This is a genomic window from Nocardia sp. NPDC057663 (assembly GCF_042799895.1).
GTDB lineage: Bacteria > Actinomycetota > Actinomycetes > Mycobacteriales > Mycobacteriaceae > Nocardia.
In genome coordinates this window covers 109121-121547 of record NZ_JBHVHX010000007.1, presented here as the reverse complement: position 1 = coordinate 121547, position 12427 = coordinate 109121, and the positions used below count along the sequence as shown (strand labels likewise).

Annotated in this window: 19 protein-coding genes; 12 read left to right on the top strand and 7 right to left on the bottom strand. The window is 67.3% G+C overall.

The window, feature by feature from the left end:
• The first annotated feature begins 87 nt into the window (after positions 1 to 87).
• The 4 genes from ACFVAV_RS18135 to ACFVAV_RS18120 all read left to right on the top strand — a co-directional run bounded on the left by ACFVAV_RS18135 (position 88) and on the right by ACFVAV_RS18120 (position 2879).
• Entirely contained in the window at positions 88 to 225 is a 138-nt protein-coding gene (locus ACFVAV_RS18135) for a lasso RiPP family leader peptide-containing protein (RefSeq protein ID WP_379036078.1), read from the top strand.
• A 149-nt stretch (positions 226 to 374) separates the two neighbouring features.
• Complete coding sequence (locus tag ACFVAV_RS18130) at positions 375 to 2231, top strand: asparagine synthase-related protein (protein WP_379036242.1); 1857 nt, start codon at positions 375 to 377, stop codon at positions 2229 to 2231.
• A complete protein-coding gene (locus tag ACFVAV_RS18125; RefSeq protein ID WP_379036077.1) occupies positions 2212 to 2472 on the top strand; it encodes a lasso peptide biosynthesis PqqD family chaperone in 261 nt (86 codons plus the stop codon). The genes ACFVAV_RS18130 and ACFVAV_RS18125 overlap by 20 nt, the downstream gene beginning before the upstream one ends.
• A complete protein-coding gene (locus ACFVAV_RS18120) occupies positions 2469 to 2879 on the top strand; it encodes a lasso peptide biosynthesis B2 protein (RefSeq protein WP_379036076.1) in 411 nt (136 codons plus the stop codon). Before ACFVAV_RS18125 ends, ACFVAV_RS18120 begins: the two co-directional genes overlap by 4 nt.
• A gap of 132 nt (positions 2880 to 3011) precedes the next feature.
• On the opposite strand, the gene ACFVAV_RS18115 is transcribed toward ACFVAV_RS18120, so the two are convergent.
• Positions 3012 to 3479 (bottom strand): NUDIX hydrolase, encoded by a 468-nt coding sequence (locus ACFVAV_RS18115; RefSeq protein WP_379036075.1) that lies wholly within the window; start codon positions 3477 to 3479, stop codon positions 3012 to 3014.
• 287 nt (positions 3480 to 3766) lie between these two features.
• A complete protein-coding gene (locus ACFVAV_RS18110) occupies positions 3767 to 4555 on the bottom strand; it encodes a helix-turn-helix transcriptional regulator (RefSeq protein WP_379036074.1) in 789 nt (262 codons plus the stop codon).
• A 120-nt stretch (positions 4556 to 4675) separates the two neighbouring features.
• Between ACFVAV_RS18110 and ACFVAV_RS18105 the strand changes: the two genes are divergently transcribed.
• The 3 genes from ACFVAV_RS18105 (at position 4676) to ACFVAV_RS18095 (ending at position 5978) form a co-directional block, all read left to right on the top strand.
• Complete coding sequence (locus ACFVAV_RS18105; RefSeq protein ID WP_379036073.1) at positions 4676 to 5032, top strand: VOC family protein; 357 nt, start codon at positions 4676 to 4678, stop codon at positions 5030 to 5032.
• A gap of 13 nt (positions 5033 to 5045) precedes the next feature.
• Positions 5046 to 5465: an SRPBCC family protein gene (locus ACFVAV_RS18100; RefSeq protein ID WP_379036072.1), complete on the top strand. Its 420-nt coding sequence runs from the start codon at positions 5046 to 5048 to the stop codon at positions 5463 to 5465.
• Between the two features lie 198 nt (positions 5466 to 5663).
• Positions 5664 to 5978: a hypothetical protein gene (locus ACFVAV_RS18095; protein ID WP_379036071.1), complete on the top strand. Its 315-nt coding sequence runs from the start codon at positions 5664 to 5666 to the stop codon at positions 5976 to 5978.
• A gap of 58 nt (positions 5979 to 6036) precedes the next feature.
• Here ACFVAV_RS18095 and ACFVAV_RS18090 read toward each other — a convergent pair whose 3' ends face one another.
• A complete protein-coding gene (locus ACFVAV_RS18090) occupies positions 6037 to 6261 on the bottom strand; it encodes a hypothetical protein (protein WP_379036070.1) in 225 nt (74 codons plus the stop codon).
• A gap of 99 nt (positions 6262 to 6360) precedes the next feature.
• Here ACFVAV_RS18090 and ACFVAV_RS18085 point away from each other — a divergent pair, with 99 nt between their 5' ends.
• The 3 genes from ACFVAV_RS18085 to ACFVAV_RS18075 are packed head-to-tail and all read left to right on the top strand — an operon-like array spanning position 6361 to position 7764.
• On the top strand, positions 6361 to 6843 hold the full coding sequence (locus tag ACFVAV_RS18085; RefSeq protein WP_379036069.1) for a fluoride efflux transporter FluC: 483 nt from the start codon (positions 6361 to 6363) through the stop codon (positions 6841 to 6843).
• Entirely contained in the window at positions 6840 to 7205 is a 366-nt protein-coding gene (gene crcB, locus ACFVAV_RS18080) for a fluoride efflux transporter CrcB (RefSeq protein ID WP_379036068.1), read from the top strand. Before ACFVAV_RS18085 ends, crcB begins: the two co-directional genes overlap by 4 nt.
• Positions 7206 to 7215: 10 nt before the next feature.
• Positions 7216 to 7764 (top strand): universal stress protein, encoded by a 549-nt coding sequence (locus ACFVAV_RS18075; RefSeq protein WP_379036067.1) that lies wholly within the window; start codon positions 7216 to 7218, stop codon positions 7762 to 7764.
• Positions 7765 to 7952: 188 nt separating this feature from the next.
• On the opposite strand, the gene ACFVAV_RS18070 is transcribed toward ACFVAV_RS18075, so the two are convergent.
• The gene (locus tag ACFVAV_RS18070; RefSeq protein WP_379036065.1) at positions 7953 to 8261 is read right to left on the bottom strand and encodes a hypothetical protein; all 309 of its coding nucleotides are present in this window, start codon (positions 8259 to 8261) and stop codon (positions 7953 to 7955) included.
• Positions 8262 to 8443: 182 nt separating this feature from the next.
• Here ACFVAV_RS18070 and ACFVAV_RS18065 point away from each other — a divergent pair, with 182 nt between their 5' ends.
• A complete protein-coding gene (locus ACFVAV_RS18065; protein ID WP_379036064.1) occupies positions 8444 to 9184 on the top strand; it encodes a DUF6585 family protein in 741 nt (246 codons plus the stop codon).
• Between the two features lie 172 nt (positions 9185 to 9356).
• Here the strand turns inward: ACFVAV_RS18065 and ACFVAV_RS18060 are convergent, their stop codons facing one another.
• From ACFVAV_RS18060 to ACFVAV_RS18050, 3 genes are all read right to left on the bottom strand, one after another.
• The gene (locus ACFVAV_RS18060; RefSeq protein ID WP_379036063.1) at positions 9357 to 9560 is read right to left on the bottom strand and encodes a type II CAAX prenyl endopeptidase Rce1 family protein; all 204 of its coding nucleotides are present in this window, start codon (positions 9558 to 9560) and stop codon (positions 9357 to 9359) included.
• A 374-nt stretch (positions 9561 to 9934) separates the two neighbouring features.
• Complete coding sequence (locus ACFVAV_RS18055; RefSeq protein WP_379036062.1) at positions 9935 to 10591, bottom strand: response regulator; 657 nt, start codon at positions 10589 to 10591, stop codon at positions 9935 to 9937.
• On the bottom strand, positions 10588 to 11727 hold the full coding sequence (locus ACFVAV_RS18050) for a sensor histidine kinase (RefSeq protein ID WP_379036061.1): 1140 nt from the start codon (positions 11725 to 11727) through the stop codon (positions 10588 to 10590). The genes ACFVAV_RS18055 and ACFVAV_RS18050 overlap by 4 nt, the downstream gene beginning before the upstream one ends.
• A 159-nt stretch (positions 11728 to 11886) precedes the next feature.
• Here ACFVAV_RS18050 and ACFVAV_RS18045 point away from each other — a divergent pair, with 159 nt between their 5' ends.
• Entirely contained in the window at positions 11887 to 12375 is a 489-nt protein-coding gene (locus tag ACFVAV_RS18045; RefSeq protein WP_379036060.1) for a DUF6326 family protein, read from the top strand.
• The last annotated feature ends 52 nt before the right edge of the window (positions 12376 to 12427 follow it).

Sequence of the window (12427 nt, the reverse complement as noted above, 5' to 3'; positions counted from 1 at the left end):
GTGATGGCTGCCCCTGCGCCACAGTGAAGTTATGCACCTAAGGTATCAATGGGCGGATGGCCCGCCCGCGAGATCTGGAGGTGAACGATGAACGAGACACTGAACATCGAGCCCGCCGAGGTCTATGAAATCCCGCTGCTGGCCGAGGCCGGCGACTTCGCCGACCTCACCCAGGGCGGAGTACGAGGCGCTACCGAGGGAGAGCACTCGTACCTGCATCTCTAGCAGTTGAGTGATGTGAGGCACCCGTCGACCCCGGCGGACTCTCTGGACCGGAATCGGCGTCGGGGCTCGGCCGACGGGCCGGATAGGTCCGTTGATCGAAGTCGCGGGCGAGGTGCCCGATGTCAGGAGCTGACTGCCAGGTGAGCGATATGTCGGCGTGCTGGTTCGTGATGGTCCCGGACCGGGCGGCGCTACCCCCCGTGCTGGCCCAGCTACTGGCACGGGCCACCAGCGTGGTGTCCTACCCGTCGGGGCGGCCGTGGCTGCTGGGTTCCTGGCCGCCTCACGAGATAGTCCTGGCGTCGGCGGGCGAGCGGATGCTGGCGGTGGTGGGCACCTCCTCGACAACCACCGCAGACCTGACAGCCCGCCTGAAACGCGTGCACACGGTCGCGAACCTGGAAGCGGCGCTACACAGTATCCACGGCAGCTTCCACGTCGCCGCCACCCTGGACCGACACCTGTACCTACGTGGCAGCGCCTCCGGGGCCCGCCGCGTGTACCGGGCCGATATCGACGGGGTGACGGTGTGCGCGGACCGGGCGCACACCGTAGCTTGGCTCACCGGCGCCGAGCCGGATACCGCCCAGCTCGCGGCCCGCCTCGCCGTGGGATTGCCACACCCGTTGGCAGATACGGCGATGTGGCGCGGCGTGGATACCGTCACGCCCGGTGAGGCACTGCACCTGGACACAGACGGGGCCTGCCGCACCATCGAGTGGTGGCACCCGCCGGCTGCGGAACTGCCCCTGGCGCAAGCGGCCAGTCTCCTGCGTGAGGCCCTGCGTAAGGCGGTCGCGCTGCGGGCGCGCCCCGGCCGGGTGCTGGCCGTCGACCTATCCGGTGGCATGGACTCCACCTCCCTGTGCTTCCTGGCCGCCGAAGCCGGGGCTTCGCTGGTCACCGCGACCCTGCACTGGAGCGCCCCCGGCAACCAGGACCACCACTACGCCCGCTACGCCGCCAACCACCTACCCCGCATCGAACATCTGACCTTCCCCTCTGCCGAGTTGCCCGCCTGCTTCAGCGGCCTGGACCGGCGACACGACCCCCTCGGCGAACCCTCGGCCTTACTGCGCGACAGGGAGATCCGGCGCCACCTCGCTCACGCGATGCGCGCCCGGGGAGCCACACTGCGGCTGTCCGGTCACGGCGGCGACCACGTCGTCTCGCCCCCCGCCTCCTACCTCCACGGCTTGGCGCGCCGCAGCCCCCGGCTCGCACTGCGCCATACCGCCGGCTTCATGGCCCACCGCCGGTGGCCGCTGGGCGCGACCGCCCGGATGCTGTTGGGCGGTGGCTCCTACCCGGCCTGGCTCACCGCGGCCGCCGGCCGACTCCGCGAACCCGCCGTGTCCGCATCCGCGCCCGAGACGTGGGGACCGCAGACAGTCCTTCCAGCGTGGTCGAGTACGGGGGCCGACGACCAGCTCGCCGGGTTGCTGCTCTGCGCCGCCGAACAGGACGGGCCGCTCGCCGCCGACTTCGGCCGCCACGCCTGGATCCATCAGATGAGGGAAGCCGGAAGGTTGGCCGGACTCATCAAAGACGCCGGCACAGCCGCAGGGCTGCCCGTCGACAGCCCGTTCTGCGACGACGCCGTCCTGACTGCTTGCCTGTCGGTGCGACCCGAGGAAGCGGGCCACCCCTGGTCCTACAAACCACTGCTGGCCGCCGCGATGGAGGGCTTGGTGCCCGAACACCTCCTGGCACGCACCACCAAGGACCACTGCGGCCACGAATGGCACGAGGGCCTGAAAGCCCACTCCCGCCAACTCGCAGACTGGGCCGACACCTCGCACCTGGTGGCCGCGGGCCTGGTCCAGGAAAGCGGGCTACGCCGCGTCCTGCTCAGCCCGGGCCTGCACATCGGCGGCGCCCCGCAGTTGGAGAACACCCTGGGCACCGAGGAGTGGCTGCGTGACCTGGCCGCCCATCCGGTCCCCGACTACCTCACCCACCACCAGCCGCACAAGGAGCATCCCGTTGACACAGCTACGCACTGACGTCTCCTGCTGCCCCACCCAGGACGGCATGGTCCTACTCGACGAACGCGACGGCCGCTACTGGCAGCTCAACACCACCGGTGCCGCCGTCGTCTCGGCGCTGCTCGACGGCGCCACCCCCGCACAGGTCGCCGACCGGCTCGCAGCCACCCGCCCCGTCGACCACGACCGCGCCGCAGCCGATGTCGCGGCCCTGCTCGACCACCTCACCCGCGCCGGCCTGTTGGCGAGCGCCCTGTGAGCCAGATCCTCGACACCGGCCAAACCCGCCCACCGCTGGGCCGCCGCATCGCCGCACGCACCGCCGTCGGCGCCGCACGGCTGCTGGCCCGCCTCCCACCCCGGCGCCTACGCGCCGTCTTGCACGTGGCACGCCGTGGATCGGTGCCCGCCGACTACGCCACGGCGCTGCGGGCCCGCCAGGACGTGACCGCCGTGAGCGTCATGTGCTCCGGCCGGTACTGCCTGCAGCGTTCCCTGGCCACCACCCTGCTGTGCCGACTCGGCGGCACCTGGCCCACCTGGTGCACCGGAGTACGCACCTCACCCTTCGCCGCCCACGCCTGGGTCGAAGCCGAAGGACGCCGCGTCGGCGAACCCGAGGACACCGCCACCTATCGCACCCTGCTCACCGTTCCCCCACGCTGAACTCGACCTTCCCTCTACAGGTTTCGGGCGGAACCGGGCGTTCTGCGGCGTTTGCCGCGCGCTTGACCGGAGTCAGCTTTGTGGTGGCCGAGTCGCGACCGCGTGCCAGCCGGGCAGATTGCCGGGAGCATTTCAGTGCTGGATCAAACCGCCGACCGGAGTGGGCGTGATGTGACCGGTTGCCGGAAGGATCTGGGCCAGAGCCAAGCCGTGATCGACAAGCGATGCTCGGCGCAGAGAAGCCACCTCCCCGATCAGAGTCCAGGTCGGCTCGACAGTTGCCCCGTTCAGTTCTGCTCGAAGCCGACCGCCGGTGATGCGTACGCTGTAGAAGATTCCAACATTCTGATGCTCGACTCCCGCACGAGCAACGGCCGCGGGGATCACCCTCGAATCCACGCCCAGCAAGCGTTCGACAACCCCGTCGTAGCCGGTCTCTTCAGAGAGCTCCCGGGTCACCGCATCGTAGGGATCCTCCGCATGCTCGACCCCACCGCCTGGAAGTGTCCATGTGGTCTCGCCGCATGCGGCGACGTGACGGGTGAGCAGCACCTGGCCCTGTTCGAGGCAGACGGCGTAGGTCGCGATTCTGAAACTCACCCACTGAACCTTAACCCGTCGCCAGGGTTGCTTGGATGATCGTCACAGCGAACCTCGAACTATTGCGGAAGGTTCCCCGGCCACTGACCTGTGAAGGCCAGCTTTACGGCCCTGGATAGGTTCGAGGACGTCCTTTTGTGGACACCGTTCAGCTGTCTGGAGTTGCGTGGCCGGCGTCGTTGTCGACGCCGAACCACTCACCACATGGTGAGCATGGCCCAGCGCCCCCGCGGCCGGGCGCCCAAAGCTTGCGTCGGCCACGATCAGCGTCGCTCCGGTGCGGCTTTTCAGCGGCGCGGTTGGAGGGTGGGGGTCAGTAGTCGGTGCAGGGCGGTGGGGGTGTGGCCCAGGTGTTCGCGGACGGTGCGGGTCAGGTGTGCCTGGTCGGCGAAGCCGAGGTGTGCGGCGAGGTCGGCGAGGCTGGTTTCTCCGTCGGTGATCCGGTCGAGGGCCTGCCCGACTCGTATCCGGTTGCGGTAGCGGGTCAGCGACACTCCCATGTGCTGTGAGAACACCCGGCTCAGCCGATACGGCGAAACCTTCAGCAATACGGCCAAAGAGCGCAGCCCGGCCGACTCCGGCGCCCCGTCGATGATCGCCTCGCGGGCCGCCGTGACCAGCATTCGATCGGCGGGCCGCGGCCGTGGGACCGGCCGTCCGGCGGCGAGTGCGACGAGCCGGACCAGTTCCTCGGTCACCGCGTAGTCGATATCGCCGCCCGCGGCAGCGGTGAGCATTCGGCGGTGCGCGAGCTCGATACGGGCATCGACGTAGACCGCGCGCGGGCTCACCGCTCCTTCCAGGAGGCTGGGCTCGATGGTCACCGCGGTGCAGACGTCACCGCCGGCGGGGTGGGCGAACCCTTCCTCTTCGCTCGGTGTGCCGAGGTAGCCGACAGTGCGGTCCAGATATACGAGGTCACCGTCGGCTTGTCGCTGGAACCGGCCCTGGCGCACGAGCACGAGCCGATGGTCGTCGCGGACCTCCGGAGCCGAGAAGCGGGTGTGATCGGAGCGGCAGTTCACGGTGGTCACAGTGAACTCCGGCCGGGAGGCGAGGATCGTGGCGGACAGCACCCACGGACCGTACGCCCAGAGTACGACAAGAAAATGCCCGCAAAAATCTTCAAGACCTGTGGGGGGCCGGGCATGGATGCTGAGACGGCAACACCGACTACACCAGGGAGATAACGAGATATGACCATCCACGCGAGCCTCGCCTCGATCACCCTCGACTGCGCTTCACCGAAGGTGATGGCGGAGTTCTACCGCGAGGTCACCGGCTGGAAGATCACCCATCTCGATGACGATTCCGCCTATCTGGGTGAGGGCCCGATCCAGCTCGCGTTCCAACGAGTCGAGGGATACCAGGGTCCTGGCTGGCCCGATACCGGTAAGCACGCCCACCTCGACTTCACGGTCGCCGATGTACCGGCCGAAACCGAGCGGCTGCGCACGTTGGGCGCGACCGCGCCCGATTTCCAGCCGGGGCAGGGTCAGTGGACGGTTCTCGCCGATCCCGAAGGCCATCTGTTCTGCCTCGCTGCGGCCTGACCAGGAGAATTCCATGGCATCCATTCACAAAGAATTCGTCGTCGACGCCACCCCGGAGCAGGTCTGGGATGTTCTCGCTGATTTCGGCGCGGTGCATGAGCGTCTCGCCCCGGGCTTCGTCACCGATACTCGCCTCGACGCCGACACCCGCACAGTCACGTTCGCCGACGGCACGATCGTCGCTGAACGCCTCGTCGACCTCGACCCGGCGAGCAGGCGGGTGGCCTATTCGGTCGTCGGCGGGCACCTTCATCCCGCCCACCACCACGCCTCGATGCAGGCTCTGCCCGCCGAGAACGGCAAAACTCTGTTCGTCTGGCACACCGATGTCCTGCCCAACGCTCTCGCCACACCGATTGCCGAGTTCGTCGACCAGGGATCGACCGTCATACATCGGGCACTGGAGACGGCAGCAATCGCAGACAAACGATAGCGGCGTGGCCGGCATCATCACCTCTTCGCAGACACCGGGAGTCGTTGGGATCTTTCTGCATGGTGAGAATCGGCCTCGCGACACCGGACGATCTGGCCTTCGTACGAGTCGCGGGTCATTCGGCTGCGTCGGCGCATCAGCACGGCTACACCGCGTCCAAGGGCCGGATCCGGGAGGATGTGGTGAAAGACGTACCGGATGTTCGCCAGACTGCTCCAGATGATCCATGAGCGGCTGAAACTGGTTGTGCTTGACGAGGTTCGAGAATTCTACAGCGTGGGCTGCGATGACTCCGGCCGCGGCATCGTCAACGAGGACGCCTACCAGCGCAACGTGCTGGCTCTGGCGCCGAAGAACAAGTTTCGGGCCTCGCTGCTCTGGCTGGTCAAGTCCGAAGCCATCGCCATGGCGCAGGCGGATCGGCTGAACGATATCTACGACCATCGGCACGAGGGCCCCACGAACTCATCAAGTACATCGTCGATCCGGACGAGCGGCTCGACACCGATCTGATTGTCGAGGCAGTGGAGACCCTGAAGGCCATCAAGCGGTTTTGGACAGGCATCGTGGTCTACACGACGATCGACAACCCGGCGGAAGTCGATCGAGATGAGGTTTTCACGCTCGACATGTCCCAGTCGGGCAGGGCGATCTGCTGGATCTGCGCCCACCAGGCCAGGTTCGGGCCAACCTGGTGGTGCTTGATCAGCCATTCGCGCCACCCCTCGAGACATGGCCGACCGCAGCGGCGGGACGCCATGTCGTAGCCCTCGATGTAGGTGAGGACTCCACGCATCGGTGTAGCCGATGTACATCCCGGTCCTCTTGGCGAACAAGGCGAAGAACTCGCGGTCGGTCAGTACGCGTCGGCGGCGCCCGGCAGCCCCGAGAACAAATGGGCCGCAAACCCTCAGCCGTTCTGCGGGTCGATCCCGAACCCGCCCCACCAGGTCCACTGCACGTCCGGCCGTCGGCGATCGCGGCGGTCGCTCTCGGTGGCTTGATCGGCGCTCCCACCCGCTACGGACTCGGTGTCGCATTCCCCCACACCCCACCCGGACATTGGCCGGTGACCACGTTCGCCATCAACATCGTCGGCGCGTTCATCTTGGGTGGGCTGCTGGAAGCGTTGGCCCGCCTGGGCCCGGATACAGGGTGGCGGCAACGAGCGCGCCAGTGCGTCGGCACCGGGATGATCGGTTCGTTCACCACCTACAGCACCCTCGCGGTAGACACCGACCTGCTGTTGCGTGGCCATCACCCGTGGGCGGCGATCAGCTACGCCCTCGGCACCGTGATCGTCGGGATGGTCGCGACCGCGGTCGGGATCGCCACCGGTGCGTGGATGACGTCGCGACGAGGCGAGGAACAGCGATGATGGTGTTGTGGGTGTCGTTGGCCGGCAGCGCAGGTGCGGTAGCACGGTTCGTTCTCGACGGGATGATCCGGTCGAGACGGGCCTCGGAATTCCCGTGGGCGACGGTCATCATCAACGTGACCGGGTCGCTGCTGCTGGGGATCCTGACCGGGCTGGTCCTGTTCCACGCGACGCCAGGTTCGGTGCAGGTGATCGTGGGGATCGGGTTCTGTGGTGGGTACACCACCTTCAGTACCGCCAGTTTCGAAACAGTGCGTTTGATCCAACGCCAGAACTATCGCGCCGCAGCGGCGAACGCGTTCGGCACGTTGGCGCTGACCGTCCTAGCCGGCGCGGTGGGACTGGCCGTGGCCGGATGGTGAGGAGAAGGCGATGAGCGATTCCGAGCCTCAGCCCGGCGTCCGGGACTGGCGAGACCCGCTACGTGTGGACGGCCCGCCCGGACCGACCACACCGGCCACGCACCTGGTGGTCGGGTTCGACCGGCACAACGCCAGCCACGTCGCGCTCGACTACGCGATCGGGTTGGCCAGTGCACTGAACGCGCACCTACATGTCGTCCATGTCATCGACACCGACGACCTGCCCATCGATCCCGACGCCGCCGACTGGGACCGCGCGATCAGCGAGGTCGTCGAGCGCGAACGCGCCTCTGCGTGCTCGATGCTGGGCGCACTGCCCGGCAACTGGTCCTACCACGCACACCGCGGCAACCCTGCGCATCTGCTCAGCTCGATCGCCGACGCCAACGACGCGTCGATGATCGTGCTCGGTGCGCCCCGCCACGGCCGGGCATCGCTAGTCGACCGCCTCCTCGGAGAGTCGGTCTCGGCCCAATTGATCCATCACGGACACCGGCCCGTGTTGCTGGTCCCCGAACACAGCCCAGCCTCAGCTCGACTGTCGCGGACCGCCGAGTAAACCGCCTGACCGGCCAATTCCGTCGACGAACTCGAGCATCTCCGATCCGGGTCGTTCACCGCGAGGTCTCGCCACCCCTCGGCCACCGCCACCTGATGACTGAATCGTGCATTAGATGCTTAAATCTGGGCAACAGCGCAGATAGATCGGCATCCACCACAACCCGCCAGGTATCGTGGCTGCCCTGGCTATCTGCCGAATTGGTCAACTTGATCGTGCATTCGATGCAATTCTTCGCAGAAGACCGCGCCGACGATGATCGCCTCGGTCGTGAGTCTCAGGACCACTTTCGTCCAGGCCGACGAGCGGCATCCCGGCTCGTAGATCGAGTCGGCCTTCTTGCAGACGATGCCCTCCAGCCCGGTACCGGCCGCGGTGTGCAGCAGCTGCTCGGCGTCGTGGTCGTCCAGTGACCAGTTCGGTGGAACCCGCACGCGGGCGCCACCGAGCACGAGAATCGCATCGGCGCGCCGCGGCTCGTCGACCTGCGGCCGCACCTACACCGGCCACAGCGCGAGCACGAACAGCAGCGCTGCGACCAGGCCACCGACCAGCAGATCGCGGCGCATCCGCCGATAGTACGTCCGACGCCGTCACCCCAGTCCGCGAGCATCGCACGCGGACGCACCACCACTGGCCGAGCGACGCGATCACGGCTAGGTTGGGCGGACGATCGAACATGTTGCTGCACAGCAGCATTGGTAGCTTTCGGGGGGATTTCATGGGAACAGAGCTGCGCGGACTGCAAGAACGCGAACCGGTACCGTCCGCGATCGAAGAACTTGCGGCACAACACGACCTCGGTCGGCTACGCGAGGTCTTCGGACCTTATCAACGCTGGGTCTTCACCCGAAACAACACAGCCCGCCTGTACGTGTACGAGGCCGGACTCGCCTTCACCGGCGAGCACATGCCGGTCGCCTTCGCCTGGCGCTCGACGTCGGTATGGAACTATCGAGAGACGATCAACGGAGGCCTCTCCGCCGACCGTTGGATCCTCGTCGGTCCCAACCGTCGAGCCTTCTCGATCGGACGCGGTGCGCACATCCGCACCCCCCGTCTGGACGGACAGCGCGTGACCGATATCCGCCGCGGCGCACCATTCGTCTTCGAAGGCGTGTGGGGACCGGTGATGCAGGAAGGCATCACCCGCGCCCAGCTTCCCGACGCCTTGGCGGCCCTGCAGCGCGGCGAGACTCTGGACTTCGACAAAATCGCCATCAGCGCTACGGAACTGCGTGTCGACTCGGCTTCATTGAAGTGGTCCGAGCTGAATACCGTCAGCGCCGCCTACGGCATGCTGCACTTTCCGAACACCGCAGGAAAGCGTATGCCGACGCCGACCCCGGACCGGGTCCGCAACCTCGGCCTGGTCTTGACCCTCATCGAGGCTCTGCGAAAGCACCACCAAGCCCGCTGATCATTCATTGCGGTGGGCCGCGCGGGATGTTCGGAAAACGACCTTGGGCTCAAGGGATCACTGCATCACCGCGTGGATGATCATGTCGGCGTGGAGGTTTGGGTGCGGGAATACGGGATGTCTGCTGCTCGTCAGGACGAGGTGTGGAGCCGGTGGCGGGCTGGCGGGTCATTCAGCGCGATTGCCCGGTCGCTCGGGCTGCCGTTGCAGCAGGCAGGTGCCAGACAATCCAGACCACACCGCTGACAAAGGCCAGCGACCAGAATCCCCATGACGCGGCCCGGGTCGCCAGCCAGCCGCGCCAGCCGAACTCTTCGCCGATAGCGAAAACCGACTGCATGAGGAAGACCGGAATGACCCATACCGTCGCCGCCAATATCTGGTCGAGCGGGTTGAGCGGCCAGATCCCGAATGCCAGCGCGATGGCGGCCTGGACGGCGGCGATCGCGGTGATGAGGTCGACGGTCGCTGCGAGCAGCGGGGTCAGTTGCAGGATCTGTTTCGGTCTCCGGATCCCGGAAAGACCCGGAAGTTCACCCTGAGAGGCCCCTGCCCGACATTCTGCGCCGATGAATCAGCCGCCGAAAGTAGACAACTGACACGTGGTTGACAACCGGTTGCCGGTTGCAAGCCGCGACGAGATTTCAACAAGATCATCCGCCGTGGACTCCACAGCCTGAGCGCTGCCCACTGGACGCCGAAGCAACCCGGCACGTGACCAGCACGGCCGAACTCTCCCACCGGCACCCGCTAATCGGCTCTCACGCGTCTGGTGTCGTATGCCCACATCGCGATCTCGACGCGGTTGCGGGCGCCGAGCTTGCTCATCAACGATGCGACGTGGGTCTTGACCGTGCTCAGGCCGACGAAGAGCTCGATGGCGATCTCGGCGTTGGTCCGGCCCCGTGCCACCAGCGCGAGGACCTCCTCCTCGCGCTCGGTGAGCGGGTCGATGGGCTGGACCGGTACCACCGGCGCCTGGTCGGCGAAGGTCGCCAGCAGCCGGCGGGTGACGTTGGGGGCGATCAGCGCGTGCCCGTTGGCCGCCGCGTGGATGGCCTGCACGAGGAGCTCCGGCCCGGCGTCTTTGAGCAGGAAGCCGCGGGCGCCGGCGCGCAGGGCGCCGAGGACGTACTCATCGAGGTCGAAGGTGGTGATCACGACGACCGCCATCGGGTCCGTGACACCTGGCCCGGCAAGGCGTCGCGTCACCTCGACGCCGTCGAGCCCGGGCATCCGGATGTCGACCAGGAGGACATCGGGACGCAGCCGGGTCGCCAGGTCGAGCGCTGCGAGCCCGTCTGCCGCCTCCCCCACGACCTCGAGGTCGGGTTGCGCGCCGAGGATCATCACCAGCCCGGTCCGGACCAAGTCCTGGTCGTCGGCTACGACCACACGAATGCTCATGCCAGCTCATCCACGGGCAGCACCGCCTCAACCACCCAACCACCCTCGGGCCCCGGCCCCGCGGACAGCGATCCGCCGAGGAGCTGGGCGCGTTCGGCCATGCCCAGCAGGCCGAATCCAGGCTTCGGGACCGGCCCCGGCTCGGTCTGTCCATCGTCGCTGACCCGCAGCCTGACGGTGTCGCCCTCCCGGCATACGTCGATCCCGACGCGGGTCGCGCTGCGGGCGTGCCGTACGGCGTTGGTCAGCGACTCCTGCGCGAGCCGGTAGAGCGCGGCGTCCACGGGTCGTGCCAGCCGGGTCAACGAACCGTCCAGCGAGACCTCGACGGTGGGCGTCGCGTCGGCGCGCGCCAGAGCAGGCAGGTCCGCGACACCCAGTTGCGGTGAGTAGGCGACGGCTTCCTCCTCACGCAGCACCCGCACCATGGATCTCATCTCTGCCAGGGTTCGCGACGCTTCGGACTCTATCGCGGCCAGGACCTCGGCGGCCTTCTCAGGCTGGATGGCGGCGACCACGCCACCGGCCTGCGCCTGCACCGCGATGGCCGAGACGTGGTGGGCCACGGTGTCGTGCAGCTCGCGCGCCAGCGCCACCCGTTCCTGATTGCGGATCTCGCGCCGTTGGCGATGCCAGAGGTCCGCGCGGTAGCGGAACACCGCCGCCAGGGCGACGAACAACAGCAAGAGGACGCTTCCGCCGAAAACGTCGGCCCAGCCCGCGGAGGAGGCGTACATCCCCAGCGCGACGACGACTGCCACGAACGCCATCCCCACGACGATCTCCCGTCCCGAACCCCACCGCACCAGGGAGTAGAGCAGGATCAAGTCGGCCATCATGGAGTAGAGGCCGAGGTCCCCGGCCTGCGCGGTCAGCTGCAGGACCGAGAGCAGCCCAGCGACGCCCCACCCGACCAGGGCGGCCATCAGGGGGCGGCTTCGCCGCCAGAGCAGGGCAGGTATTAGTGCCAAGGCGAGCACCGCCACCAGGGGGCGCCAGGCCAAGCCCGGCCGAAGGATGCTCTCGACCAAGGTGGCGGCCGCGAACACGCCCACCAGCAGCCAGTCGAGACGACCGATGGGTGGGGCGTCACCAGGCCGCGGCTCGTGCCAGAGGGAGCGCCGGACAGTGACCACGGCTTCAGCATAGGGATCGGCGCGCCTCGGCGTACCCGCCGAAAGTACGAGAGAGAGATCATGCCATCGGCCAGGCGAACTCCAGCCTCCGGGCCGGTGTGCCCGCCGCCGGGCTCAGCGATCGTGGACCTACCGATCCGCCCCACAACGGAGCCCATGATGAGAACACGTCAACCCACCACCACCCTGGAAGACCAGCCGATGCCGGTGCGAGCCAAGCTCGCCGCCGCGTGGACGAGCTTCATGTTCCTGTACGCCTACGTGGACATTCTCAACTTCTTCACGCCCGGCGTCGTCGAGGACATCCTCGACGGCAGGGTCTTCGAGTTCGCTCTCTCCCAGACCTTTTCGACCGCGGCGCTGACCCTCATGGCCGTCCCGATCTTCATGGTCATACTGTCGATGACGCTGCCCGCCGGAGTGAACCGCATCGCGAACCTCATCGTGGCGTCGCTCTACGTCCCCGTCACGGTATTCAACGTGGTGGGCGCGTCCTGGCTGTACTTCTACGGCCTCGGCATCGTATTGGAAGTGTTCCTTCTCGCCCTCATCCTGCGGTACGCCTGGACCTGGCCCCGCACCGCACCTTCGGCGACCATGGCGACCAGCCCGGACCCCGAAACCGTTCGCGCGCAGCAGCAAGCGTGAACCAAGAGCAGTCCCCGTCCTGTTCGGAAACAGCTGCCTCGGTGTTGCAATG

What these genes read in the sequence shown, in the direction of transcription:
- ACFVAV_RS18095 (WP_379036071.1), top strand. Translation starts at nt 5,664, where the DNA reads ATGTTCGCCAGACTGCTCCAGATGATCCATGAGCGGCTGAAACTGGTT.
- ACFVAV_RS18130 (WP_379036242.1), top strand. Translation starts at nt 375, where the DNA reads ATGTCGGCGTGCTGGTTCGTGATGGTCCCGGACCGGGCGGCGCTACCC.
- ACFVAV_RS18045 (WP_379036060.1), top strand. Translation starts at nt 11,887, where the DNA reads ATGAGAACACGTCAACCCACCACCACCCTGGAAGACCAGCCGATGCCG.
- ACFVAV_RS18055 (WP_379036062.1), bottom strand. Translation starts at nt 10,591, where the DNA reads ATGAGCATTCGTGTGGTCGTAGCCGACGACCAGGACTTGGTCCGGACC.
- crcB (WP_379036068.1), top strand. Translation starts at nt 6,840, where the DNA reads ATGATGGTGTTGTGGGTGTCGTTGGCCGGCAGCGCAGGTGCGGTAGCA.
- ACFVAV_RS18090 (WP_379036070.1), bottom strand. Translation starts at nt 6,261, where the DNA reads ATGCGTGGAGTCCTCACCTACATCGAGGGCTACGACATGGCGTCCCGC.
- ACFVAV_RS18075 (WP_379036067.1), top strand. Translation starts at nt 7,216, where the DNA reads ATGAGCGATTCCGAGCCTCAGCCCGGCGTCCGGGACTGGCGAGACCCG.
- ACFVAV_RS18065 (WP_379036064.1), top strand. Translation starts at nt 8,444, where the DNA reads ATGTTGCTGCACAGCAGCATTGGTAGCTTTCGGGGGGATTTCATGGGA.
- ACFVAV_RS18135 (WP_379036078.1), top strand. Translation starts at nt 88, where the DNA reads ATGAACGAGACACTGAACATCGAGCCCGCCGAGGTCTATGAAATCCCG.
- ACFVAV_RS18085 (WP_379036069.1), top strand. Translation starts at nt 6,361, where the DNA reads ATGGGCCGCAAACCCTCAGCCGTTCTGCGGGTCGATCCCGAACCCGCC.
- ACFVAV_RS18100 (WP_379036072.1), top strand. Translation starts at nt 5,046, where the DNA reads ATGGCATCCATTCACAAAGAATTCGTCGTCGACGCCACCCCGGAGCAG.
- ACFVAV_RS18105 (WP_379036073.1), top strand. Translation starts at nt 4,676, where the DNA reads ATGACCATCCACGCGAGCCTCGCCTCGATCACCCTCGACTGCGCTTCA.